The 26,047-nt window shown below is 63.7% G+C and carries 20 protein-coding genes; 5 read left to right on the top strand and 15 right to left on the bottom strand.

Going from position 1 to position 26,047, the window contains the following annotated elements:
* Window positions 1–52: 52 nt before the first annotated feature.
* The 3 genes from AC6I97_RS08045 (at window position 53) to AC6I97_RS08035 (ending at window position 3,532) form a co-directional block, all read left to right on the top strand.
* Window positions 53–1,495, top strand: coding sequence for a PucR family transcriptional regulator (locus AC6I97_RS08045; protein WP_224088444.1), 1,443 nt, complete (start codon window positions 53–55; stop codon window positions 1,493–1,495).
* Between the two features lie 76 nt (window positions 1,496–1,571).
* The gene (locus AC6I97_RS08040; RefSeq protein ID WP_497944636.1) at window positions 1,572–2,855 is read left to right on the top strand and encodes an MFS transporter; all 1,284 of its coding nucleotides are present in this window, start codon (window positions 1,572–1,574) and stop codon (window positions 2,853–2,855) included.
* The gene (locus AC6I97_RS08035; protein ID WP_224088446.1) at window positions 2,852–3,532 is read left to right on the top strand and encodes a FadR/GntR family transcriptional regulator; all 681 of its coding nucleotides are present in this window, start codon (window positions 2,852–2,854) and stop codon (window positions 3,530–3,532) included. The genes AC6I97_RS08040 and AC6I97_RS08035 overlap by 4 nt, the downstream gene beginning before the upstream one ends.
* Window positions 3,533–3,591: 59 nt before the next feature.
* Here AC6I97_RS08035 and AC6I97_RS08030 read toward each other — a convergent pair whose 3' ends face one another.
* From AC6I97_RS08030 to AC6I97_RS08010, 5 genes are all read right to left on the bottom strand, one after another.
* Entirely contained in the window at window positions 3,592–4,971 is a 1,380-nt protein-coding gene (locus AC6I97_RS08030) for an MBL fold metallo-hydrolase (protein WP_497944635.1), read from the bottom strand.
* Between the two features lie 79 nt (window positions 4,972–5,050).
* A complete protein-coding gene (locus tag AC6I97_RS08025) occupies window positions 5,051–6,517 on the bottom strand; it encodes an FAD-dependent oxidoreductase (RefSeq protein ID WP_497944634.1) in 1,467 nt (488 codons plus the stop codon).
* A 20-nt stretch (window positions 6,518–6,537) separates the two neighbouring features.
* Entirely contained in the window at window positions 6,538–7,815 is a 1,278-nt protein-coding gene (gene cobA, locus AC6I97_RS08020; protein ID WP_497944633.1) for a uroporphyrinogen-III C-methyltransferase, read from the bottom strand.
* Between the two features lie 128 nt (window positions 7,816–7,943).
* Complete coding sequence (locus AC6I97_RS08015; RefSeq protein WP_497944632.1) at window positions 7,944–8,855, bottom strand: glutaminase; 912 nt, start codon at window positions 8,853–8,855, stop codon at window positions 7,944–7,946.
* Between the two features lie 4 nt (window positions 8,856–8,859).
* A complete protein-coding gene (locus AC6I97_RS08010) occupies window positions 8,860–10,476 on the bottom strand; it encodes a PucR family transcriptional regulator (RefSeq protein WP_497944631.1) in 1,617 nt (538 codons plus the stop codon).
* Between the two features lie 387 nt (window positions 10,477–10,863).
* On the opposite strand from AC6I97_RS08010, the gene AC6I97_RS08005 reads away from it, so the two are divergent.
* On the top strand, window positions 10,864–12,315 hold the full coding sequence (locus AC6I97_RS08005; protein WP_497946984.1) for an amino acid permease: 1,452 nt from the start codon (window positions 10,864–10,866) through the stop codon (window positions 12,313–12,315).
* Window positions 12,316–12,332: 17 nt separating this feature from the next.
* Window positions 12,333–15,170: an aminotransferase class I/II-fold pyridoxal phosphate-dependent enzyme gene (locus AC6I97_RS08000; RefSeq protein ID WP_497944630.1), complete on the top strand. Its 2,838-nt coding sequence runs from the start codon at window positions 12,333–12,335 to the stop codon at window positions 15,168–15,170.
* Between the two features lie 7 nt (window positions 15,171–15,177).
* Here AC6I97_RS08000 and AC6I97_RS07995 read toward each other — a convergent pair whose 3' ends face one another.
* From AC6I97_RS07995 to AC6I97_RS07950, 10 genes are all read right to left on the bottom strand, one after another.
* Window positions 15,178–16,236, bottom strand: coding sequence for an LLM class flavin-dependent oxidoreductase (locus AC6I97_RS07995; protein ID WP_497944629.1), 1,059 nt, complete (start codon window positions 16,234–16,236; stop codon window positions 15,178–15,180).
* 47 nt (window positions 16,237–16,283) lie between these two features.
* On the bottom strand, window positions 16,284–16,841 hold the full coding sequence (locus tag AC6I97_RS07990) for a dihydrofolate reductase family protein (protein WP_497944628.1): 558 nt from the start codon (window positions 16,839–16,841) through the stop codon (window positions 16,284–16,286).
* A 102-nt stretch (window positions 16,842–16,943) separates the two neighbouring features.
* Window positions 16,944–17,888: an ABC transporter permease gene (locus AC6I97_RS07985; protein WP_497944627.1), complete on the bottom strand. Its 945-nt coding sequence runs from the start codon at window positions 17,886–17,888 to the stop codon at window positions 16,944–16,946.
* Entirely contained in the window at window positions 17,878–18,609 is a 732-nt protein-coding gene (locus AC6I97_RS07980) for an ABC transporter ATP-binding protein (RefSeq protein WP_224165081.1), read from the bottom strand. Before AC6I97_RS07980 ends, AC6I97_RS07985 begins: the two co-directional genes overlap by 11 nt.
* Window positions 18,610–18,709: 100 nt before the next feature.
* Window positions 18,710–19,858 carry an ABC transporter substrate-binding protein gene (locus tag AC6I97_RS07975; RefSeq protein ID WP_224088456.1) on the bottom strand — a complete coding sequence of 383 codons (1,149 nt, stop codon included), beginning with the start codon at window positions 19,856–19,858 and terminating at the stop codon, window positions 18,710–18,712.
* Window positions 19,859–20,085: 227 nt separating this feature from the next.
* Entirely contained in the window at window positions 20,086–21,039 is a 954-nt protein-coding gene (mmuM, locus tag AC6I97_RS07970) for a homocysteine S-methyltransferase (RefSeq protein ID WP_497944626.1), read from the bottom strand.
* Window positions 21,040–21,152: 113 nt separating this feature from the next.
* Window positions 21,153–22,565: a sulfate adenylyltransferase subunit 1 gene (locus AC6I97_RS07965; protein ID WP_224088460.1), complete on the bottom strand. Its 1,413-nt coding sequence runs from the start codon at window positions 22,563–22,565 to the stop codon at window positions 21,153–21,155.
* Entirely contained in the window at window positions 22,566–23,573 is a 1,008-nt protein-coding gene (cysD, locus tag AC6I97_RS07960) for a sulfate adenylyltransferase subunit CysD (protein ID WP_309925589.1), read from the bottom strand.
* Complete coding sequence (locus AC6I97_RS07955) at window positions 23,570–24,283, bottom strand: phosphoadenylyl-sulfate reductase (protein ID WP_497944625.1); 714 nt, start codon at window positions 24,281–24,283, stop codon at window positions 23,570–23,572. The genes cysD and AC6I97_RS07955 overlap by 4 nt, the downstream gene beginning before the upstream one ends.
* Window positions 24,280–26,022, bottom strand: a complete 1,743-nt coding sequence (locus tag AC6I97_RS07950; RefSeq protein WP_224088467.1) for a nitrite/sulfite reductase — start codon at window positions 26,020–26,022, stop codon at window positions 24,280–24,282. The genes AC6I97_RS07955 and AC6I97_RS07950 overlap by 4 nt, the downstream gene beginning before the upstream one ends.
* Window positions 26,023–26,047 lie beyond the last annotated feature (25 nt).

Below are 26,047 nucleotides of genomic sequence, written 5' to 3'. Positions count from 1 at the left end.
CACGCCCACCCTCCTTAGTGCGCTTGACCAGCGCCGGGTTACGCTTATAACCATGGCAATGTCCCTCTCTTCGCTCGTCGCTGTCCCATCCCTGAAGCTCCGAAAAACAGGTAGCGCAGAAACAACCTGGAACCAGGACATCAGTTGGGTTGCCGTGACGGAGCTGGAGGATCCCCAACGCTTCCTCAGCGGCGGGGAATTGGTCCTCACTACGGGCCTGCGCCTGAAGAGCGCCGCCGACCAACGCCGATTCGTCCGGCAGGTCCAGCGCGCAGGTGCAGTGGGCATCGGCTTCGGCATCGGCCTCACCCACGAAGCCGTTCCGGAGGCGCTCATCGCCGAAGCCAACCGTTGGGGTTTGCCCCTGGTTGAGGTGCCTTACGAGATTCCCTTTATCGCGATCGGAAAGCTCGTGGCCGAGTCGCATTCAGCTGACCACTACTCAAACCTGGAACGGCTTTTGGCCGGACACCAGATCCTGGCCCGGTCGCTCCTTACCGGCGGCGGCCTGGGCGAGCTCCTGAAGCAGTTGGGCAGCATGCTGCGCACTGATGTTGTGCTCACCCAGTTCAGCGCGCAGCTCTACAACAGCGTTCCCGGAAAACCGGCCCCGACGGCGGATGGCTGGGCTTCGTACCCGATTCCCACCGGCCGCAGGGATGCCTGCACATTGTGGTTGCGCCAGCCGTTCGTGGACTCGGGGATTGTGAGCTACGCGCAGAACCTCATCAGTGTCGAGCTGAACAACATGGTCAAGCAGCGCCAGGCCCAGCGCGCCATGGCAGGGCAGGTTCTGGACGACGTCATCCACGGCACCTTGGAAACCATTGAGGCCGCCCGCCGTTTGGCAGGCGTTGGAATCAACAGCACCCGGAAGAACGTGGTGCTCGTGGCGGAGTCCACGGCTCACCACAAGCAACTGGTGAGCATCTCGCTGCCCCAGGCGCTGGAAGCGGGCGTTAGCGCCGTCGTCGGGAAGGACCTGGTGACCGTCGTCACCGACGACGGCAGTTCCGCAACAGCCTTGGCCAAGAGCCTGAGCGACCACCTGCAGGAGGCCGGGATCCATGCTGTGATTGGAATCGGCGGCGCCTATACGAAGCCGAATGGCCTGCGCTGGAGCTACTTTGAAGCGCGCGACGCCGTGGCGCACGGCTTGCCCGTCAACGAGCCCGAACGGCTGAGCCTGACGTCCCTCCTGCTGGCAAGCGAGGATGTTCCGTTGGCCGACATGGCCAGCGAGTCGCTCACTCCGCTGAGGAAGTTCGACGCCGCTCACGGCGCCGAACTCGTAGCCACACTGGAAAGCTACCTCAACCACAACGGGTCCGTCGCCGCGGTCGCCGAAGCCCTGACGCTGCACCGCAACACCGTGCGATATCGGCTGGCCCAGATCACCGAACTGACCGGCTATGACCCGTCACAGACGCAGGACCGCGTACAGCTTTGGCTTGCGTTGGCCGTCCAGCGGCTGGGCTCACGGAACCCCCGGTAACCGCCCATAGCCGGACCGCCGGAGAGATTCGCCACAAAAGTGTAGACATTAAACGTCAAACGTCTAACCTTTAGATATGGCTGCGACGACCCCTCTGACCCCCACGACAGGAAACATCCCTACGATTGCCCCCGCCAACGTGGCAACAGCCCACGCGGTGAAGGCTGTCCCCAAGACGCGCGTCGTCGCCGTCGTCGGCATCATAGCCGTGGTGCTCATCGGGCTGAACCTTCGCGCCGGAATCACCAGCGCAGCGGCGCTCTTCCATGAGCTGCAGCAAGTGTTGGGCTACGGCGCTTTGGTGGCCTCAATCCTGCCCTCGATTCCGCTGCTGTGCTTCGCGGTTGCAGGGCTGGGAACCTCGTGGCTGACCCGCCGTGTGGGTGTTGAGAAGGCTATCGCCATCGCCCTGGCTTTGCTGGCGGGAGGTTTGCTGGTGCGCGGCGTGCCGGCCACCGGTGCCCTGCTCGGCGGGACGGTTCTGGCGATGTCCGGACTTGCCGTCTGCAACGTGGCCATGCCGTCGTTCATCCGCGAGCACTACGCCGACCGCACGTCCATGATGACCGGCCTTTACACCTTCACGATGTCCGGCGGCGCCACCTTCGCAGCCGCCGTGAGCGTTCCCTTGGCGCAGCAGCTCGGTTCGCCGTCCATGGGGCTTGCCGCCTGGGGAATCCTGGGGGTCGCAGCACTGCTCGGCTTCCTGCCGGTGGTCCTGCACTCGCATCGGAATTCCACCAAGACGGACCGTCCGCGCGTATCCATGTGGCCCCTGCTCCGCACCCGTCTGGGCATCCTGATCACGGCCATCTTCACCTTCCAGGCCTTCCTCGCCTACGCCGTGATGAGCTGGTTCGCCTACATCCTCACGTCCCAGGGCCTCAGTGCCTCTGAAAGCGGCCTGCAGTTCGGCGTCATGCAGCTGGTCTCCGTGGCCGCCGGCATGATCCTGCTTGCCTTCGGTTCCAGGCCCGGAATGCTGCGGCCTGCCCTCTACCTCGCAAGCAGCTCCACGCTGGTTGCCATTGCCGCCATGATCTGGTTGCCCACTTCACTGGCGGTGGTCTCCGCAGTGCTCTTCGGCTTCGGGTTGGGCATCTTCCCGCTGGTCCTGGTAATCATCAGCCGAAGCGGACGGTCGACGGCGGAAACCACCGCGCTCTCCACGATCGCCCAATCGCTGGGATACTTGATTGCGGCAATTGGCCCCTTTGGCATGGGGCTGCTCCACAGCGCTACGGGCGGCTGGGCGCTGCCCTTGAGCTTGCTGTCCATCGTGGCGGTGGCGCTCATGGTTACCTGCCACATGCTCACGAGCAAGCGCACTGCCACCAAGACCGGACCGAGGACAGCATGACCCTTACCCCTTCGCATCGCCCGGCCCTTGCCGAGGAGATCACCGCCAAGCTGCGGGACATGATCAAATCAGGCGAATGGCCGCTCCAGGAACGCATCCCGGCTGAGCCTGAACTCATGGCAAGCCTGGGCGTTTCGCGGGGAACCCTCCGCGAGGCCATCAAGGCATTGGCGCACTCGGGCATGCTCGAAGTCCGCCGCGGTGACGGCACGTACGTGCGTGCCAACAGTGAAATGTCCGGCGCGGCCCAGCGCATGTACCTGGAGCACACGCAGGAACACATCGTGGAGGTGCGGCTCGGCCTGGACACCCAGGCGGCCCGCCTCGCCACCAAGCATGCAACGGTGGAAGACATCGCCGAGATGCGCCGCCTGCTTGCCCTGCGTCATGATGCCTGGCAGTCAGAGGACTACCCCACGTGGGCCCGCGCAGATTGGGAATTCCATGAACGTGTTGCCCTGGCATCCGGTAATCCGCTGTTGCATCAGCTCTATGTCTCCTTTGGCGGGGTCTTCCACAACGACCTCCTCCGGCAGCAACGCAAGGAAGGCTTCAACGGCATCCCCCGCGAAGGCCACGACGAACTGGTGGATGCCTTGGAAGCCCACGATCCCGACGCCGCAGTCCAGAGCGTCTACCGGAACCTGGATTTCTGCGCAGACAAGACCCCTCATTAGCCCATTGCCGGCCCGCTTGTCCGTTGTTGCCCAACGACGAAATAGCGGGCTCGCAACGTCTATGGCACAGTCTCGATTCCCACCCCGGCAGCGTCCCTGAACCGCGCGTTGATCAGGACCACGTCCCGTCCCGCCCGGTCCAGGAGGCTGGCTGCGACACTCGCCCGGTATCCCGTGGCACAGTGCACCCAGATCCTGGCGTCCGGCACCTCAGTGGTCCTGCTGATCAACTCGTAAACCGGAATGTTCAGCGCACCCTTGACATGCGACGCCGCGAATTCATCAGGGCGGCGAACATCCAGGACCACGTCCTCCGGTGCCCTGTCCTTGGCGAGACCGGCCCAGTCCGAGTGCGGATACGACGCCCGTGGATGCCCGGGCGCCAGCGCACCAATGTTCAGAGGCGTGGCGCCAGGCCCGACGGCGGCATCCGGACCATCGATGCCAATTCTCGCCAAATCGCGGATCGCCTTCTCCACCTCATCCAACGGGCCCAGCAAGGTAAGGGGTTGATTCCACGGGATCACCCACCCGAGGTAGCTGGTGAAGTTGTCGCCGCGCCCGTATTCGAAGCTCACGCTGCCTTGGAGATGGCTGTCCGCGAAGGCCACTCTGTGCCGCAGATCCACCACCCACTCCCCTGACTCCAGGCGCCGGCCCAGCTCTGCGGCGTCCACGGAATCAGGCACGTGCAAGTTCGCTGCACCGGGGCCTGCGGCGTTGAGGGGGCTCATGTGCGCGTAGTAGGCCGGATAGGCTGTGATGTTCTCCAGCAATTCGGCCACAAAATGGTCCTCGTCCTGATCAGTCAGGGCATGGTTGGCGGCGGCTTGTTCGCCAATGGTTGAGGCCTTGACCTTGCTGGAGGGCCCCACGGAGCAGAAGGATCCGAAGCCGTGTGTTGGATACAAGGCGGCGTCCCGTGATGCCGAGGAAACAAGACGCCGGACCGAAGAGTACTGATCGTGGGCCAACTTTGCTGTGTCATCGGGCGAGACCAGGTCCGTTCTCCCGACTGAACCGTAGAGCAAGCTGCCGCCGGAAAACACAGCCTCAGTGCCGCCGTCGTGCGTGTCATCCCGCACCACGTACGAGAGGTGCGTGTGCGTGTGTCCGGGCGTTGCGAGCACCTTCACGAGTAGGTGCCCCACACTGATGACTTGACCGTCGGTGACCGGGACGCGATCAAACGCAACGTGGTCGGCGGCGTTGACGAGGTACTGGGCGCCATGTTTTTCAGCCAAAACCAGGCCGCCGGTGACGTAGTCGTTGTGGAGATGGGTTTCGGCCACATGCGTGATCCGGACGCCAGCGGCACGCGCGGCTGCTTCAACGCGGTCGGTGTCCCGCTGCGGATCAATGACCAGAGCAACTTTGCCGTCATGCACCAGGTAACTGCGGTCCCCCAATGCCGTGGTTTCGATGACTACGACGTCCATACCTCAGGTTAAAGCAACGCGGGGTCACTTACAGCCCATCCGAAGACCCGGAATGGGCTGTAAGTGACCCCGCGTTGGTTTAGACCTGGGCGGAGACCCCGTCGCGGGAGATGTTGACCATGTCCTCGCGCGGCACAACCTTGATGCGCTCACGCGTGACCTCAACACCGTGGGAGCCGCCGGCCTCAGTGGCTGCTGCGCCGAGCGCGAGCTCGTGGGCGTCCAGAGCCAGCCAGCCTTCCCAGCTGGTGAACTGCACGCCGCGGGAGTCGAGCAAATCCACGACGGCGTCTGCCGCAGGAACCTCGGCGAACGGCAGGTTTTCGCGGTCCTCCAAAAGGTACGTCACCGTTTCAAGGGCATCACCCTTGGTGTGGCCGATGAGGCCCACGGGACCACGCTTGATCCAACCGGTCGCGTAGAGGCCCGGCACGTGCTGACCGTCGGCGTCGAGGACGCGGCCGCCGTCGTTGGTCACGACGCCCTTCTTGTGGTCGAACTCGACGTCCGGCAGGGCCGAACCGAAGTAGCCGATGGCGCGGTACACGGCCTGGACCGGGTAGTCGACGAACTCGCCGGTGCCGCGGGCGTTGCCCGTGCCGTCCAGCTCGGTGCGCTCGAACTTGATGCCGGCAACCTTGCCCGGGGCTTCCGGGGAGTCAACGATCTCGACCGGGCTGTGCAGGAAGTGCAGGTGCAGGCGACGGGAGGCCTTGAGCTCGGAGAGGTCCTCGGGCTGCTCGGCGATCCAGTTGGTGAGCGTGCCAACCATGGTCTTGGTCTGGTTGTTCGTCTGGACCTGGCGGTCGGACTCTTCGTCGAATTCGAAGTCCTCGGCGTAGAGGATGATGTCCACGTCCTTGGAGTGCGAAAGTTCGCGGAGTTCCAGCGGGGTGAACTTCACCTGCGCCGGGCCGCGGCGGCCGAAGACGTGGACGTCTGTGACCGGGGAATTCTTCAGGCCTGCATAGACGTTGTCCGGGATTTCGGTGACCAGCAGGTCATCGGCGTGCTTGGAGAGGACACGGGCCACGTCAAGGGCCACGTTTCCGTTGCCGAGGACAGCAATTTCCTTGGCGTCCAGCGGCCATTCGCGGGGAACGTCCGGGTGGCCGTCGTACCAGGAGACGAAGTCGGCGCCGCCGAAGGAACCCTCAAGCTCGATGCCCGGTATGTTCAGGTCCGCGTCCTTGATGGCGCCCGTGGCGAAGATGACGGCGTCATAGTGCTTGCGCAGGTCCTCGATGGAGATGTCCGTGCCGTAGTCAACGTTGCCGAAGAAGCGGATGTCGCCGCGGTCCAGGACCTTGTGCAGGGCGTTGACGATGCCCTTGATGCGGGGGTGGTCCGGAGCGACGCCGTAGCGGATCAGGCCATAGGGTGCCGGGTAGCGGTCAAAGAGGTCGATGCTGACGTTGAGTTCGCCACTCTTGACGGCCTCGCTCTTGGTCAGGATGTCTGCTGCGTACACGCCGGCAGGGCCGGAGCCGATGACGGCGACGCGAAGCGGACGGTCCGCAGAACCTACGGGGGTGCTAATTGACACGGCTGTGTTCCTTCTTCTTCTCAGTTGGTGCGGACGCGGGGTCGGTTGGGAGTAATCGTGCTGTAGTCAGCGGTCTTGAAATGCTGTGGGGCGAAGGGGCTGACACGGACAACATCGCCGATCACGATCACCGCAGGATTGGCCACGCCGACGGCCTCAGCCTGGTCCGCGATGGATCCCAACGTGCCGATGGTGACGCGCTGATCCGGCAAATACCCGTTCTCAACGATACCTACTGGAGTGTCCAAAGGCAGACCCGAGCCAGCCAGGGCAGCGGCGGACTCGCGCAATTGGGCCACTCCCATGAGCAAAACCACAGTGTGGTCCGGCCGTGCAGGGACTTCGGAAAGTTCTTCGTGGCCGGTCACGACGCTGAAACCCTTGGCCAGGCCGCGATGCGTGACGGGAATACCAGCGGCGGCGGGAACCGAAATCGCCGACGTCACGCCGGACACCACTTCAACCTCGACGCCGTTCTGCCGGCAGAACTCTGCTTCCTCGCCACCGCGGCCCAGGACATAGGGGTCGCCACCTTTGAGGCGGACCACGCGGTTGCCCTTGAGGGCTTCGTCCACGAGGATGCGGTTGATCTCAAGCTGCGGCACCGGGTGATGGCCCGGCGTCTTGCCGACCTCGATCACGCGGACGTCCGGAGCCAGTTCCTTGAGCAGCTCACGCGGGCCAAGACGGTCTGCAACCACGACGTCGGCCTGGCCGAGCAAGCGTCGACCCCGGACTGTGATGAGTCCCGAGTCGCCAGGGCCGCCGCCAACGAGTGCTACAGAACCAGCAGGCGCTTTGCCAGCGGCGTCCGGCTTGCGGTGACGACGCAGCGGCAGGTCGCCGGTTTCCAAGGCAGTGGCAACAGCATCGCGGAGCGCCATGGCGCGGCGTGGGTCTCCCCCGGCATTGATGGCGATCTTGACGTCATCCACCACGGCCACTGCGGGCGTCCAGGCAGCTGATGATTCGTGGTCCGAGGCGTTGACGCACCAGATGCGCTGCGCTTCGGCGTCGGCTGCTACCTGGGTGTCCACAGCAGCAGTGCCCGTGGCGGTCTGAACGAACCAGACGCCGTCGAGGTCCGACGTGCGGTACTCGCGCGGTTCCCAGATGAGGAGTCCAGCGTTGGCGAGGCCGCGGAGGTTTTCGGAGGCAACGGGAGCGACAACGGTAACTTTCGCACCGGCGTCGAGCAGTCCCTTGGCACGGCGCTCCGCGACGGGCCCGCCGCCCACAACCAGCACCGGGCGGCCGAGCAGCCGCAGTGCCGTGGGGTAAATGTCCTGTATTGCCATAAAAAAACTGTAGGGCGGGCCCGTAATATGCTTCAAAGGCTCGGAAACACCCGGTAACGCTGGGTAATCCAGCGTCATATACGCTTCATCCCTTGTTTCCTTGGGCAAACGTCCGGAAACCACTACCTCTAGAAAACAGACCAGCCCGTGCGCGTCGTGAATTCGTCCAAGGCTGCAACCCCTGCCACCGAGTTGCCGGACCGCCCCAGGCCCGGGCTCCACACACTGATGGCGCATTTATTGGGCACCACTGCCACGATTCCTCCCCCGACACCGCTCTTCCCCGGAAGCCCAACGCGATAAGCGAATTCGCCGGCGGCGTCGTAGGTCCCGCAGGTGAGCATGACTGCATTGATCCGCTTGGTCTGCGCTGGGGACAGCAATCGTGTGCCGTCTGCTCCAACACCGTTGGCGGCCAGGAACCGGGTTGCGAGCGCCAGGTCTTCGCAGGTCATGGCCAGGGCACACTGCTCCACATAGGACTCGAGGACGGCTTCTACCGGGTTCTCCAGGTTGCCGCAGCTGGCAAGGAAGTGGGCCAGTGAGGCGTTGCGGTGGCTGTTGCGGAGTTCCGACGCCGCTACGTAGTGGTCCGCGTCCACGATGGAGTTGCCGGTTTCGCGGCGCATCAGGTCGCGGACAGCCAGGGCGGCGCTTCCCGTGACGCTGAGGAGCCGGTCACTGACGACGATCGCGCCGGCGTTGATGAAGGGGTTCCGGGGGATCCCTTCCTCGCTCTCCAACTGGATCAACGAGTTGAACGGGTTGCCCGAAGGTTCACGGAAGACGCGCTTCCAGATGCCATCGCCGTCGAAGGCTAACACCAGGGCGAGGGCGAACACCTTGGAAATGCTTTGGATGGAGAAGGGCACATGCGCGTCCCCTGAAGAGTAGACGTCACCGTCCCGGGTTGCGATGGAGATGCCGAACTGGTGGGGGTCTACTGCTCCCAGCTGCGGAATGTAGTCGGCAACGTTGCCTTGCCCGACGTGCGGCTGTACTGCCCCGACGATGTCGTCAAGGAGATTCTGGATGTCCAAGGTTCTAGCTCCTGGCCTCTGCGTAGGTCCAAAGTCGTATCTGGAGATGGGCAAGCAATCGTTCGTCCGCGGACTGCAGGTCCAGGCCAGCCTCTTCGCAGGCGCGTCGGAGCCGGTAGTGGACGGTGTTGCGGTGGATGGCCAGTTCCTCCGCGCAGCGGTTCACATCGCCAAAGAATTCGAGGTATGTGAGCAGTGTCAAAGCGAACTCCGGGTATCGGTCGCAGAGCTTCGCTATGCCTTGGTGCCGCAGCCCCTTCCGGGTTTCCAGCAGATCCAGCAATTCGTTGGTGAGGACCGTGGTTTCGACATCCCGGTAGGAAGCAACACGGATGGACGGGGTGCTCTGCAACACCTTGAGGACACTGCGGACGTGGTCAAGCGTGGCGTACAGGGCGTCCAGCCGCGGAACAATCGGGCCCACGGCGGCCTGGACCTGGAAATGAAGGTGGGTCGTGGCGTCGCGCACAATCGTATTGACCAGCCGGTTGATGGCGGGCAGTGACTTTACCGGGTCCAGATCCGGCAGGATGATCGCCGTTTCCGTGCCCAAGGCCCCCACCACTGCTCCCGGACGGTACGCCGCCGCGTGGATGGATGCGAGGTTGGAGAGCTCACCCCTTCTGAGCTGTTGCCCCGGGGCGCTCTGGTCCAGCCCGCCCGCCGAAATCAGCACCAAGGCGGCCGGTTTGGAGGGGTCTATTCCTGCGGACTGGGCCTGCGAGTGAACCTGCGCCGTTCCGCTGAGCAGGCTGGACACCCTGTCTTCGCGCATCGACTGGGATTGCTGGTTCCGGTGGCGCACCAGCTCAATGGCGGCATGCCGGGCAGCACCGATCATCAGCCTGTCAGTATTCGGCGCCAACGGCTCGGCACCTTCCTGCAGCCAGATGTAGCCCATCACCCGGCTCCCCGCATGGATGCCAATGGCCACGCGTTCCCGAAGGCCGGCATCAGGGTTGGCCTCCACATGGACGGGTTCTTCTGTGGCCTGAAGGTGCTTGTAGACGCCTGATTCCTTGAGGAGTTTCTGGTACCGCTCCGGTCCGCGCCGCGCAAGGATGGACAGGCGCCGGAGCTCGTCAACATCGTTGGATGCCGGCGAGTACGCGAGGACCCTGTTTCCCGGATCCTCGATCACTACGTGGCCGTTGGTCAGGGTTGCGGTTGTTTGGGCGATGGCGAACAAGTCCCTGTGCACCGTGGTGGGGTTATCCCCGGACACACCGCGTTCCCGGATACGGTCCACAGCGACGCTTTCAAACTTGTCCCAGCGGAGGCCGGGAGCTACTGCTACCAATCCAATGCCGGTGGATTGCAGCAGTTCCGCCACGGCTTCGAGTTCACGTTCGTTTCCCTTGACGGCGACGGCCGTGGGCCTGCCGCCGATGATCCTCCGGATTGCCGGCAGCGCCACACGTCCACGGGCACCGATAAGCATCACCAAGGACCCGGGACGGGTGGCATCCTCGTCTTCTGCATCCACAATGACCGTTTCACGAACTGTCAGGTTGTCCGCGTCCGGGGCAAGCAATAACCGTGCGTTGTCCACGCCCAGGTCTTCAAGTACATCGCTCAGCAAGGTGACGACTCCGTCGTCGTCAATGTCCAGGGCCTTCAACGAAGCTATCGCTTCCTCTCGTATTCAATTCGGGTCAACCGGACATCCTTCGCCATTGAAGAAGTCCTGCCCATGCTCCTGCGCAATCGCGCACAGCCAGAAACATTACAGGGCCTTCAGGACACCAGTGTTGTCCAGCTGGCACAAGAGCCGGGGCCCGAATTTGGTTCGCCAGCCAATTTGCGCGATTCCCCTGAGATCTAGAGTTATTTACTGTCCCCAACGCCACAAACACTGTGTGTTCTGCCTGTGCACTCAGCAGGTTTGTGCCGTTCGGAACTGTTGAGCTGCCGACGGCGGCGCCGGAGTCAAAGGAGACCCCCAGTGATACCCACGTCAGTTTCAGCGCATTCTGCTGCGCCCGACCGGTCCGACGAGGCCGGCACCCTGCTTGTTGCCCAGAAGCCGGGCCACGACTTCTCAACGGAAGAATCGGGCTACCGGAAGACCCTCAAACCCCGCCAGATCCAAATGATCGCCATAGGCGGCGCGATCGGCACGGGGCTTTTCATGGGAGCCGGAGGCCGCCTCAATGGTTCAGGCCCGGCCTTGATCCTGGTGTATGCGGTATGCGGATTCTTTGCCTTCCTCATCCTGCGCGCCTTGGGCGAGCTGGTTCTCTACCGCCCGGCCTCAGGCTCGTTCGTTTCCTATGCCCGTGAGTTTTACGGCGAGAAAATGGCCTACACGGCTGGTTGGCTGTACTTCCTGAACTGGGCCATGACCTCCATTGTGGATGTGACCGCGGTGGCCCTGTACGTGAAGTTTTGGGGCCAGTTCTGGCAGCCGATCAACGACGTCCCGCAGTGGCTCATCGCCCTCATCGCACTGGTTGTAGTGCTGGCCTTGAACCTCGTGTCGGTAAAGATCTTCGGTGAGATGGAGTTCTGGTTCGCCCTCATCAAGGTCGGTGCGCTGGTAGCCTTCCTCGTCGTCGGAATCTGCTTCATCGTCCTTGGTGGCAGGACGGACGTGGGCGTTCCCGGCCTGAACGTCATTGCGGACAACGGGGGCCTCTTTCCCATGGGCGCGGTGGCGCCACTCCTGGCAATCAGCGGCGTCGTCTTCGCGTACGCAGCTGTTGAGTTGGTGGGAACGGCCGCCGGCGAAACCGCCAACCCGCACAAGGTCATGCCCAAAGCCGTCAACACGGTGGTTCTCCGTATCGGCATTTTCTACGTCGGCTCCGTCCTGTTGCTCTCCCTTCTGCTGCCTTTCACGTCCTACAAGTCCGGTGAGTCGCCGTTCGTGACCTTCTTCTCGCACCTTGGCGATCCCCAGGCCGGCGCGATCTCGGCCTCCGTGATGAACTTCGTGGTTCTGACCGCCGCTCTCTCTAGCCTCAATGCTGGCCTGTACTCCACCGGCCGGATCCTGCGTTCCATGGCAATCAAGGGCTCGGCGCCGCGCTTCACCGCCCGCATCAGCGCTTCCGGCGTCCCTTACGGCGGCATCCTGCTGACTGCTGTCATCACCTTGATGGGCGTGGGCCTGAATGCGATCGTTCCGTCGCAGGTCTTTGAAATCGTGCTCGAGGTCTCTGCGCTGGGCATCATCGGCGGTTGGGCCACCATCATGCTCTGCCACATCAAGCTGCAGGCCTGGGTGCGGAGCGGCAAAGTCACCAGGCCCGCGTTCCGGCTGTTCGGCGCCCCCTTTACCTCCTATCTCACCCTCGGATTCCTGGCCTTTGTCCTGATCACCATGGGCTTCTCGGAAACAGGCCGCTGGGTGCTCGCGTCCCTGCTGGTGCTGGCGCCGCTGCTGGTGGGTGGCTGGTACGCCCACAGGGGCCGAATCCGTAATGAACAGTCCGCTTTGAACCCGCCCTCAGTTTGAAAGAGAACACACGTCACATGAGCACCCTCTCCCCCCTTCCAAAAATTGGCACGCCCAGCCGCGCCTGGCGGTCGCGCGCCGATGCTTGGGAGTTCCTGGGATATGCCATCAAGCAGCTTGCCTTGGACCCTTACGCAGGATCCTCCGACTCAGGTCTGCACTCCCAGATCAGCCGGACCTTTGCGCTGCTGGAAGCCGTGGAGCCCTACTGGGCAGAGCCGGGCGTTGCGGCTGTGGCCCAGTTGCGCCACCTGGTGAACGACGGCGACCCCCACGCCGCGCTGGAACTTCTGGGCGGTTTGGCGCACCTTCCGTTGGCTTCCGGAGCGGAGCAAGGTTCATCATCCGGGCTTGTCCAGGAGTCGCTGGAGGACGAGGTTGCACCAGCCGAGCAGGCTGAACGACCCCGCTTTGAGGTCCTGATGGTGGACAACATCACGCCCCAGGAAGCGGAGGCACTGAAAGGCAGCATGGCAGCCCAGCGACGCCCTTCCGATGCTTTCACGTACGAAATCAATGTGGTTCCCAGCTACGAAGACGCGTTGGTCGCCGTCCTTCTTAACCCCGACATCCAGGCAGTGATCCTGCGTCCCGGCTTCTCCGTTCGCAGCTCCCAGCAGCTTGGCAGCGACCTCCGCCGGTTCCTGGCCGGGCACACGCCCGAAGGCCTACAGGCCTTGCGACCCGTCAAACGGATCCTTGGCCTGGCCGAGGAAATATCCGGTCTCAGGCCTGAGCTGGACGTCTACCTCGTTGCAGGCGTTTCCATCGAGTCCCTGGCCGGATCGCTGACCAGGAAGTTCCGAAGGATTTTTCGCAGGCAGGATCACTTGGACCTGCACTTGTCCCTGTTGTCCGGGGTTGCGGAACGATACGAGGCTCCCTTCTTCACAGCTCTCCAGGATTACAGCCGACGGCCTGCAAGCGTCTTCCACGCGCTGCCCATTTCGCGTGGCGGATCCGTAGGGAACTCCCCTTGGATCCGGGACATGGCCGATTTCTACGGGACAAACCTGCTTTTGGCAGAGACTTCGGCGACGTCCGGCGGCCTCGATTCGCTCCTGGACCCGCATGGATCCATCAAGCAGGCGCAGGACCTCGCCGCCCGGGCCTTCGGAGCGCAGAGAACCTACTTCGTTACCAATGGCACGTCCACGGCCAACAAGATCGTTCATCAGTCTCTGCTGGCTCCTGGCGACGTTGTGCTGGTTGATCGAAACTGCCACAAGTCCCACCACTACGCCTTCGTGCTCGCTGGTGCCCGCGTTTCATATCTGGATGCCTACCCCTTGGACAAGTACGCCTTCTATGGCGCTGTGCCCTTGGCCAGTTTGAAGCGCAGGCTGCTTGAGTACCGGCGGGCCGGACGATTGCATGAAGTCAAAATGGTCACGCTCACCAACTGCACCTTTGACGGAATCGTTTACGACGTCGAGCGTGTCATGGAGGAATGCCTGGCCATCAAACCCGACCTGGTTTTCCTCTGGGACGAGGCATGGTTTGCTTTCGCCCGCTCCCACCCCATCTACCGGCGTCGAACGGCAATGGCTTCAGCAGCCGCGCTGGAAGCCTCCTTCAGCAACCCTGCCTACGCGGCCCGGTACGCCGGCCAGGCAGCGGCCCTGCATGACCCTGTCACCGGTGAACCCGTTGATGATGAGGCCTGGCTGAACACGCGGCTGATTCCCAACCCTGCGAAGGCACGCATCAGGGTCTACGCCACCCAGTCCACGCATAAGACCCTGACGTCCTTGCGCCAGGGTTCGATGATCCACGTGTACGACCAGGACTTCATGGCCTCCAACCAGGAGTCCTTCCGCGAGGCGTACATGACCCACACCTCCACCTCGCCCAACTACCAAATCCTGGCGTCCCTGGACATTGGCCGTCGACAGGTGGAGCTGGAAGGTTTCGGTTTGGTCCAGAAGCAATCCGACCTCGCCGTTTCCGTCGCGCAAGCCGTTGCACGGCATCCCCTGCTGAAGAAATACTTCCGGGTGTTGACCTCGCGGGACCTTATCGAGCCTCAATACCGGGAAACCAGCGCCGCCATGCCGCTGCGGGAGGGATTGGCGGAACTTGAGGACGCCTGGCAGCGCGATGAGTTCGTCATTGATCCCAGCCGCCTCACGCTGGACATCAGCAGGACAGGCATCGACGGCGACACGTTCCGCCACAGCTACCTCATGGACGATCACGGAATCCAGGTGAACAAGACGTCCCGGAACACTGTGCTGTTCATGACCAACATCGGCACCTCGCGGAGTTCCGTGGCGTACTTGATCGAGGTGCTGGTCAAACTCGCCGAAGGTTTCGAAAGCCCGCATCCCTCAGCGCGACCCCGGACGGTTCCTGTGCTTTCGCCTGTGTCGCCGCAGGCCGGAGCATCAGGGGTGGTTGGGCAGACACCACCGCTCCCGGACTTCAGCACCTTCGCGGCGCGGTTCCGTGTGGACGATGCCTGCGAAGACGGGGATATCCGCGCAGCCTACTTCGAAAGCTACAAGCCCGAATCCACGGCCTACTTGTCCGCCGACGAGCTTGCCCTTGCAGTGCGTGCCGGGCAGGAAGTCATTTCCGCCGGCTTCGTCACGCCGTACCCGCCCGGCTTCCCCATCCTTGTCCCGGGCCAGGTCATCACGCGGCAGACGTTGGAGTTCATGGCTGCTTTGGACACGCGGGAGATCCACGGCTTCGATCACGAACGGGGTTACCGGGTTTTCGTGGACGGGCCTGCAGTTTCGGGGTCCGGGGTTTCCGGGTCTGGGGTTTCGAATGCTGGGGTTTCGGATGCTGGTGTTTCGGACACTGCTGTGGAAGCGGCGGGCATCGGGCGGCTGCCCGCCGCTTCGTAGGCGTAACTCAGGCGTTTTGTCGGGACTCAGGCGTTTGTCGGGCCCAGCCAAAAGCAGGTGCGATGTACTTCGCGACGTTCCCCAGGAGCTTCGCGTTGTACTCCACCCCAAGTTGGTTGGGCACCGTCAGCAGGACGGTATCGGCAGCCTGGACGGCTGCATCGGCTGCGAGTTCTTCTGCCAACTCGTCCGGCTCGCCGATGTAGCTCTTCCCGAAACGGGACAACGCGCCGTCGAGAATTCCAACCTGGTCCTGCCGGTCCGCTTGGGCGCGAAGGCCGAAGTACCGGTTGTCCACCTCATCGACGATCGGCAGGATGCTGCGGCTGACGGAAACGCGGGGCTCGAAGTCGTGCCCGGCAGCTGCCCAGGCTTCGCGGAACAGGTGGATCTGCTCGGCTTGCAATTGGTCGAACGGGACGCCGGTATCTTCGGTCAGGAGCGTGGAACTCATGAGGTTCATGCCTTGCTCGGCGGCCCAGACTGCCGTCTTGCGGGTTCCGGCACCCCACCAGATCCGCTGTGGAAGTCCTGGAGAGAGTGGCTGGATGGGCAGAAGTCCAGTGGCTCCGCCTGCGTAGTGGGGATCAGCCTGGGCAACCCCGTGCCCGGCAATGGCCTTGCGGAACAGCGCGGTGTGGCGCCGCGCCATGTCGCCTGCGTCCTCGCCCTCGTTCGGAACATAGCCAAAGTTGGCGGCTCCGTTCAGGGCAGGCTCGGGTGAACCACGGCTTACTCCGAGCTGAAGCCGGCCATCGCTGATCAGGTCCGTGGCCGCAGCCTCCTCCGCCATGTACAGCGGGTTTTCATAGCGCATGTCGATCACGCCGGTGCCCATCTCGATGGTGCTGGTCCTTGCCGCGATGGCGGCGAGCAGCGGGAACGGGGACGCTTGCTGCCGGGCAAAGTGGTGCACACGGAAGAACGCCCCATCGATCCCCAGTTCCTCTGCGGCCACCGCCAGTTCGATGCCCTGCTTGATTGCTTCACCGGCCGACGGCACCAGTGAACCAGGGACGCGTGCCCAATGGCCGAAGGAAAGGAAGCCGATCCGTTTGTTGTGCATGTCCGGGACAACTCGTGAGACGGCCCAGGAATTCCTCGCGAAAAAACTTATCCGGCGCGTCGGTAGTGCATGGCCACCGCGCCGTTGCTCAGCGGCTCGGCAGAGATCAGTTCGAGGCGTCGGGTGGTGGGCAGTCCGCCTTGGTACAGGGTTGGGCCGTGCCCGGTGATCATGGGGTGGATGAGGAATTTGTACTCATCGATCAGGTCCAGCCGGTCCAGCTCGGTGGCAAGTTTGCCGCTGCCCACAAGCACGCCGCGGGGAGTCCGGTCCTTGAGTTCCTGCACCGCCGTTCGCAGCTCGCCGACAACGTGGTGGCTGTTGGTCCACGGGAAGTCACTACGGGTCGCCGAGACCACGTATTTGGGCTTGGTCTCCAGTGTGAGGGCCCAATCGCGCAGGGCAGGCGGCGCATCGACTTCGCCACGGGCCACCAGCGGCCAGTAGGCCTCCATCATTTCGTACGTGGTGCGGCCCCAGAGCATCGCGCCGCTCTCCTCCAGGAGCCGGGTGTAATGGGCATGCGTCTCGTCGTCGGCGATGCCCTCACGGTGGTCGACGCAACCATCCAAAGTGACGTTGATGCTGAACGTTAGAAGGCCCATTCGCCGATTCTAGCCAGCCAAAGCAACGCGGGGTCAGTTACGGCCCATGTTTAGCTTCAACATGGGCTGTATCTGACCCCGCGTTGCTTTAAGAACGGGACCCTAGCGGCTGCTGCCCGCCAGCAAACCACGACGCTGGAGGAGGCGCTTTTCGATCGGGCCGAAGACGAGGAGCTCGATCAGGATGCCCACAGCCAGGATCAACAGGATGGCGGACATGACCACGGCCATGTCGGACAGTGCACGTCCTTGATCAAGCAGCGAGCCCAAACCGAAGCCGATAGTGCCACCGACAGCGATGATTTCCGCGGCCATCAACGAGCGCCAGGAGAAAGCCCAGCCCTGCTTCAATCCGCCGATGTACCCGGGCAGTGCTGCGGGAAGGACGATCTGCAGGGCCATCTGCAGCCGGTTCGCACCGAGCACAGTACCCACGCTGCGGTATTGCGGCGGGATCTGGTCCACACCGGAGATGAGGCCGTTGATGATCGACGGAATCGCACCCATGAGGACCACGAAGTAGACGGTGCCATCGGTCAGGCCGAACCAGATGATCGCGGCCGGCACCCAAGCCACGGACGGCAGGACCTGAAGCCCGGAAATCAGCGGCCCAAACGCGCGGCGGAGAGGAGCAACCTGAGCCAGCAACAGACCCACAGGGGTAGCAACCACCACCGAAATCAGGAAGCCGATCAAGCCGCGCTGCAACGAAGTCCACACCGATTCCTGAACCCTGCCTTCACCCCAGAGTGTCACCAGCTGGTTGAGCACATCAAGGGGCCCGGGAACCTGGTCACGTCGCTTAAGGCCGAGGGAGACGTAGAACTGCCAGGCGAGGACGAGGACTACCAAGGCTGCGATCGGCAGCAGTACGCGCTTCCATTCGATGCCGGCCTTACGTCCGGTATCGGACTGGAGGTTGTCCAGGCCCGCTTCGAGGTCGCGCAGTTCGGAGGGGTTGCCCTTCAAGGACGGCGACGTAATATGCTCGCTGGATTCGCTCACGGGCAGGGTCCGCTCCTGGGTAGTGGTGGGATTACTTGGCATGGCGGCGGATCTCCTCGCGTAGCCGGCGGGTAATGACTCCGGTCAGCTCCCCGGCACGACCAGCATCGGTTCGGTGTTCCTCGGTCACATCCCATTCGGCGACAACACGGCCGGGACGCGAGGACAAAAGCAGCACGCGCTGGCCCAACCGGACAGCCTCGCGAACGTTGTGCGTCACGAACACGATGGTGCGGCCGGTTTCCTTCCAGATCCGCTCGAGTTCGTCGTGCAAGAGGTCGCGGGTAATCGCGTCAAGGGCCGCGAAGGGCTCGTCCATCAACAACAGCTGCCGGTCCTGTGCCAAGGAACGTGCAAGGGCAACGCGTTGCCGCATGCCACCGGACAGTTCATGCGGACGCTTGTCGCCGGCGCCGCCGAGGTGGACAAGCTCCAGCAGTTCGGTTGCCCGTTCCCGGCGGCTGGCCTTGGTGCTGGACTTGTCAGCCAGCTGAAGTGCCAGCTCGATGTTGCCTCGCGCCGTCAACCACGGGAACAGTGCCGAGTCCTGGAACATGAACGCCGCGCCGTCGCTGGGCACTTCAAGGGCGCCCGACGTCGGATGCTCAAGTCCCGCCATGATGTTCAGTAGCGTGGACTTGCCGCAGCCGGACGCACCGAGGAGGGCAACGAACTCGCCCTGCGCGATCGTGGCGTTGACGTCGTCCAGCACCGGGGCGCCGTCGCCGAAGCGCTTGCCCAGGTTCTCGAGTACGACTGGCATGGTCCCGTCCTTCGTGTTGATTGGTGGAGCTGATATGGCTGAAGGCCGGCCCGCTCCCCCACCCGTATTCCGGAGGGGAAGCGGACCAGCCGGTTGGTGCTTAGTCCTGGCCGAGCCCTGCAGCGGACGTTTTCTTGCCCTCTACTTCGTTCAATGCCCGGAGGTCGAAGATGCCGTTGATGTCGGCGGCTTTGGTGGTGCCGGCGTCCACACCGTCCTGGAGGAGCTTCTTGTACGTTCCCGCGAGCGGGTCAGTGGTGAAGGTGATGTTCTTCAGTGCGCGGTCGATCACGTTGGCGGGGAGCGGCTTGCCGGCCGTGTCCTTGAGGACCGCGTTGATGGTGCTGGCCTTCTCTTCTGGCGTTGCGGAGTTCAGCCAGTTCACGGATTCAACATGGCCCTTGAGCAGTGCCTTCACGGTTTCCGGGTGCTCAGCGGCGAATTTCTTGTTCACGATCAGGATGGTGGTGGTGAATTCGCCCTTGTCCCACAGGTCTTTCTCGTCTACGAGGACTTTCGCGCCTGCTTCCAGGACCAAACGGGAGGCCCACGGCTCAGGCAACCACGCGCCGTCGAGCTTTCCGTCCTGGAAGAGCTTCAGGGTCTGGGCGTTTTCGGTCGGGTTGATGTTGACGTCGCCGCTGCCGTCCGGGTTGGTCTTGTAGCCCTGGTGGCCCAACCATGCGCGGAGGGCTACGTCCTGCGTCCCGCCAAGCTGCGGAGATGCGAGGACTTTGCCCTTGAGGTCAGCCGCGGAGTTGATTTCGGGCTTGACCACCAGCTGGGCTCCGCCTGCTGCTGCGCCGGCGATGATGCTGACGGACTCGCCGTTGCTCTTGACGAACGAGTTGATGGCCGGGTTGGGGCCGATGTAGGTGGCGTCGATGGCGCCGGCGTTCAAGGCTTCGATCGCGGCAGGGCCGGCGTTGAAGATCTGGGTGCTGAGCTTGGTATCGCCGAGGTCCTTGGCGATGATGCCTTTGCTGATGCCAACCAGGGCCGGGCCGTGGGTGACGTTGCTGAAGTAGCCGAGCTTGAGCTCGGCAGCCGGGGACGTCGTAGGAGCCGGGGCGGCCTGGTTGTTCTGGGAGACGACGGAGGCCACTGCGGCGCCTGCACCGATCAGCAGGGCCAAGCCGACGGCCAGGCCGATCTCAAGGCCGCGGCGGCGCTTGGGCTTGTTGGTCTCACCAGCGACGATGCGGGTGGTGCCGGAATCGGGCTTCTGTGACTCGGGGGTGTTTGCCATGGGGAGGTCCTAAGGAGATGTGGGATGCGAAAAGGGGCGAAGATCAGGCCCCTTGACATCGCCCGTTCGGGGCAAGGAAGGACCATTCCGGAAAGGTCATAAGTTCACAGTAGGGACTGTCATATTTCCGCTTCAATCCCATGGAAACCAACGTTCACGCAGGGTCACGTGACGTCATATTCGCCGCCAGGCCTTCAATGTTGCGTGCGGTTGTGCGGCACCTGCGTTCACCCAAGGTCACTTGACGTCATGTTTGCCGCCAGCTCCGCGATGTCCTGCGGCGTCGTGCGGCAGCAGCCACCGATCAGCCGGGCTCCACGCTCGCGCCAGCCAGCGGCGTTCCCGGCGAGGGTAGTCGTGCCGTGGCCACCTGCGGAAGGGCGCCACGTCTTGGTGACGGCGTCGTACGTCTCCCCCGAGTTCGGGTATGCGACCAACGGTTTGTCCGATACTTCGTTCAGCGTCCCCAGCGCCGAGGTCACCAGTTCCAGCGGCACACAGTTAACCCCGACGGCGGCTACCCGCGGTTCCGTGCGGAGCAGCGCAGCCACGTCCGCCAGCGGCGTTCCATCACTGATGTGCTCCGCATCCCGCAGGGTGAACGTAAACCAGGATTCGACGTCGAACTCCGCCACGAGCGCCAACAGCGCCTCCGCTTCGGCGAACGACGGCAGGGTCTCGCACGCCAGGAAGTCCGCCCCGGCATCCACAAGGGCGGCGATGCGCGGGCGGTGGAAATCCATGAACTCCGCACCGCTCAGGGTGTAGTCGCCCCGGTATTCCGAGCCGTCAGCCAGATAGGCGCCGTAGGGACCTACGGATCCGGCCACCAGAAGAGGGCCGCTGGAAGGGTTCGCCGCAGCGTGCTCGCGGCGGGCCTCGTCGGCCAGTCGGACGCTCCGGGCCACCAACTCCAGCGATTCCTCCACGGATAGCCCGCGACGCGCAAACCCCTGGGGAGTTGCCTGGTAGCTCGCTGTGATCGCCACGGAGGCACCGGCGTCGAAATAGTCCCGGTGGACCTGCTTGATCAGGTGTGGCTGTTCCAGCAGGACCTTGGCCGACCATAGGGCATCCTCAAGATCACAGCCGTGGGCCTCCAATTCGGTGGCAAGGGCCCCATCCAGGACGAGGTCCTGGCCGGCGTCCAACAGGGTGCTGAGTGCTGTGTTCTGTGGCATGTAGTGATCTTCCTGCTTAATCGCTCAATGAAAAAACCGCAGCTTGTTCGAAGTCCCCCGCCGTACAAGGCCGGGATTTTCGAACAAGCTGCGGTCTATCTGACTTTTCGACCTTAGATGACGTAGCGCTCGTCTTCGTGATCGCCAGGGTGGTCCTTGACCAGGCCGGCGGCAAGGGTGTTGCCGTCGATGGGGTCGATCACCAGGAAGGCGCCCGTGCGGCGGTGGTGCAGGTAGTTCTCCAGCGGCAACGGAGCAGCCAGGCGAAGCTGGGCGTGTCCGATGTCGTTGAGCTCAAGGCTCGAGGCAGGCTCCACGTTGAAAGTTGCCAGGTCCAGCTTGCCGGTGACGTTGCGAACCAGGGCCTGGACCGTGCGCGTACCGTGCTTCACCAGGACCTTCTGGCCTTCACGCAGGGGCTTGGGCGAGAGCCAGCACAGCGAGGCGTACAGGTCAGCCGTGCTTTCGCGGACCGTGCCTGCGGCAGCGATGGTGTCGCCACGGGCGATGTCGATCTCGTCAGCCAAACGAACGGCAACGGACTGCGGAGCAGCCGCTTCCTGAAGTTCCTTGCCGGCGAAGTCGATGCCGGTAATCCGGGTGATACGCGGCTCGTGGCCCGGGCTCAACACGGTGACTTCGTCGCCAACCTTGACGGAGCCCTCGGTGATCTGGCCTGCGTAGGCACGGTAATCGCGGTATGCCTCCACATCGAGCCCAGCCGCCACGGCGTCCGGTGCCAAGGCGCCCTGCGGACGGATGACCAGCTGCACCGGGAAGCGGAAGCTCTCCAGTTCGGCTTCCAGCTCGTCAGCGGCCGGCAGCGTTTCAAGGACCTCAAGCAATGCAGGACCGGTGTACCAGGGGGTGCGGTCCGAGCGGTCCACGACGTTGTCGCCGTCGAGCGCCGAAACCGGAACCACCAGCAGGTCAGCCACACCATCGGAACCAAGTCCCAGCTCGCGGGCAACCTTCTGAACGTCAGTTTCGATGTCGCGGAACACCTGCTCGCTGAAGTCAACGAGGTCGATCTTGTTCACTGCCACAATGACGTGGGCAACGCGGAGCAGCTGCAGCACGGACAGGTGGCGGCGGGTCTGCTCAAGGACACCCTTGCGTGCGTCGATAAGCACGACGACGGCATCCGCAGTGGACGCGCCAGTCACCGTGTTCTTGGTGTACTGAACGTGGCCGGGGCAGTCCGCCAGGATGAAGCTGCGGCGGTCGGTGGCGAAGTAGCGGTATGCGACGTCGATCGTGATGCCCTGCTCGCGCTCGGCACGGAGGCCGTCGGTCAGGAGGGCGAGGTCGATCCCGCCCTTGTCCCCACCGAAGCCGCGGTCCGCAGAGGTGCGGGCAACGGCGTCGAGCGTGTCAGCAAGAATCGCCTTCGAATCGTGAAGGAGGCGGCCCACCAAAGTGGACTTGCCGTCGTCCACCGATCCAGCCGTTGCGAAGCGGAAGAGAGTAGACGGGAGCGGCGCGGACTCAAGCCCGCCATCCAGGAATACGGTATCGGTGCTCATTTAGAAGTAGCCGTCCTTCTTGCGGTCTTCCATGGCTGCCTCGGAGATGCGGTCATCTGCTCGGGTGGCGCCACGTTCGGTCAGGGTGGAGGCAGCGACTTCAACTACGACGTCGGCCACGGTGCGTGCGTCGGATTCCACGGCACCGGTGCAGGACATGTCGCCCACCGTGCGGTAGCGAACCAGCTTGGTGATGACTTCCTCGTGCGGCAACGGCTCGGAAACCTCGCCTACCGCACGCCACATGCCGTCGCGGGCGAAGACCTCGCGCTCGTGGGCGTAGTACAGGCTGGGGAGCTCGATGTTCTCGCGCTCGATGTAGCGCCAGATGTCCAGCTCGGTCCAGTTGCTGATGGGGAACGCGCGGACGTGCTGGCCCACGGTGTGGCGGCCGTTGTACAGGTTCCACAGCTCGGGGCGCTGGTTGCGCGGGTCCCACTGGCCGAATTCGTCGCGGAGGCTCAGGATGCGCTCCTTGGCGCGGGCCTTGTCCTCGTCGCGGCGGCCGCCGCCGAACACGGCGTCGAACTTGTTGCGCTGGATGGCATCAAGCAGCGGGACGGTCTGCAGCGGGTTGCGGGTGCCATCGGCACGCTCGGCCAGTTCGCCACGGTCGATGAACTCCTGGACCGAACCAACAACCAGCTTCAAACCAAGACGCTCAACGGTGCGGTCGCGGAAGTCGATAACCTCCGGGAAGTTGTGGCCGGTGTCCACGTGCAGGACCGGGAAAGGAACCTTGCCCGGCCAGAAAGCCTTGGTGGCCAGGTGCAGCATGACCACGGAATCCTTGCCGCCGGAGAACAGCAGCGCAGGCTTCTCGAACTCAGCAACGACTTCACGGATGATGTGAATGGCCTCGGACTCAAGGGTGTCCAGTGAGCTCAACCGCTCACCTGAAGGGCCGCCGTGCCCGCTTCGCGATGCCCGCCACGCCGCGGCGGCCCCTTCAGCTTCGCTCTGCAACTGGTTCAACTCGAGGTCCTCGCTGGTTGTTTGAGTGCTCATGTGTGTAGTCCGCATTCTGTCTTGTCGGATCCTGCCCAGCGGCCGGCGCGGGGATCTTCACCCGGGGCCACCTTGCGGGTGCAGGGCTGGCAGCCGATGGACGGGTAGCCCTGGCTCAGGAGGGGGTTGACGGGAAGGATGTTGTCCTCGGAGTACTCGACCAGCTGGTCGAAGGTCCAGTCGACCATCGGGTTCACTTTGACCAGGTCAAAGCCCTCGTCCCACGTGATCACCGGCGTGTTGGTGCGGGTGGGTCCTTCGTCGCGTCGCACACCGGTGAACCACACTTCGTAGCCGGCAAGTGAGCGACGGAGCGGCTCTACCTTGCGCAGCGCGCAGCACTGGGCGGGGTCGCGGGCGAACAGGTCCTTGCCGAGCAAACGGTCCTGCTGTTCCACCGTGTTCTCCGGGAGGACGTCCACCACGTTGACGCGCAGGTTGGCGGCGACTTCGTCGCGGGTTTCGTACGTTTCCTTGAAGTGGTAGCCGGTCTCCAGGAACAAGACGTCGACGCCGGGAAGCTGGTCCGCGACCAAGGCCGGCAGTACGGCATCGGCCATGGAGCAAGCCACGGTTACCGCGGGCAGCTCGAAGTTCCGGGCCACCCAGGCGATGACATCGCGGGCGGGGGCATTCCAGCCGAGCTCTGCAGCCCCGGCCTCGGCCAGAGCCTTGAGTTCTTCATTGGAACGCTTCGTTGCAACTGTCACTGGAGGTCTCCTTCATCTGCGGAGAGTGCCCACTCCGCGAAGGTCTGGCCCTCGGCGCCAGTGGCGACGAACTTGCGGACCACACGCTCCACGTAGTCAGGCAGGTTTTCGACCGTGACCTTGAGGCCGCGGACGGTACGTCCCAAACCGGCTTCCTCACGCTCGTTGTTGGCCAGCCCGCCACCGAGGTGGACCTGGAAACCCGGGGTGGGGTCGCCGTCGGGCGTTGGCAGCATCATGCCCTTGAGCCCGATGTCCGCGGTCTGGATGCGGGCGCAGGAGTTGGGGCAGCCGTTGATGTGGAGGGACAGTGCCTGGGGCAGCTGCTTGGTCTCCACGAGGTCAGCCAGGCGGCGTTCCAGCTCGGCGATGGCCGTAGCCGCAGTGACCTTGGTTTCCACGATGGCCAGCTTGCAGAACTCAATGCCGGTGCAGGCGATGGTGCCGCGGCGGAACACGGACGGACGGGCGGAAAGGCCCAGGGTGTCCAGTTCAGCGATGAGCGGCTCCACCTGCTCCTTGGCAACGTCCAGGATGACGAGCTTCTGGTGAGGAGTAGTGCGCAGGCGGTAGCTGCCGTGCTGCTCCAGCGTGTCGGCGAGCTTGACCAGCGCTTCGCCGGACGTGCGGCCCACAGTGGGGGTCACGCCGATGAAGAACTTGCCGTCCTTCTGCTCGTGGACACCGATGTGGTCGCCGGGAGCAGTGGGCTTGGGAGCGGCGGGGCCGTCCGGAAGCTTGAAGCCAAGGTATTCGTCTTCCAGGATCTGGCGGAACTTGGCCGGACCCCAGTCGTTCATCAGGAACTTCAGGCGGGCCTTGGTGCGCATGCGACGGTAGCCGTAGTCGCGGAAGATGCTGGTGACGCCCAGCCATACTTCAGCGGCGACGTCGGCCGAGACGAACACACCGAGGCGTTCGGCAAGGCGCGGGTTGGTGGACAAACCGCCGCCAACCCAGAGGTCGTAACCTGCGCCGAGCTCGGGGTGGACAACGCCCACCAGGGCGAAGTCGTTGATCTCGTGCACTACGTCCTGGGACGGGTGGCCGGTGATGGCGGTCTTGTACTTACGAGGCAGGTTGGCCAGCTCCGGGTCGCCGATGAAACGCTCGGCGAGCTCGTGGATGAGCGGCGTGGGGTCGATGATCTCGTCCTTGGCGATGCCGGCAACCGGGGAGCCGAGGATGACGCGGGGAACGTCGCCGCAGGCTTCGGTGGTGGACAGGCCGATGGATTCGAGGCGGCGCCAGATTTCGGGCACGTCCTCCACGCGGATCCAGTGGAGCTGGATGTTCTGGCGGTCCGTGAGGTCTGCCGAGCCGCGGGCGAAGTCCACGGAGATCTGGCCGATAACGCGCAGCTGCTCAGTGGTCAGCGCACCGCCGTCGATGCGCACGCGCAGCATGAAGTACTTGTCTTCGAGCTCGTGCGGCTCAAGGGTTGCGGTCTTGCCGCCGTCGATCCCGGGCTTGCGCTGGGTGTAGAGGCCCCACCAGCGGAAACGGCCGTGAAGGTCGGTGCCGTCGATCGAGTCGAAGCCCTCTTTGGAATAGACAGACTCGATCCGCTCACGGACGTTCAGCCCGTTGTCTTCCTGCTTCCAGGTTTCGTTGGCGTTGAGCGGCGCAGTGCCATCAACCTTCCACTGGCCGTGGGGCTTGGCGGCAGGGCGGGTGCGTGCTGGGCGCGAGGGGACTGCGGAGTCCGCGGGCGCACCGGCTACAGCTGTATCTGTCATACGTCGACTTTAGGTCTGGCCAGTT

The sequence above is a fragment of the Arthrobacter sp. TmtSoilC48 genome, from assembly GCF_059739425.1.
This window is presented reverse-complemented; position numbering and strand designations above follow the sequence as displayed.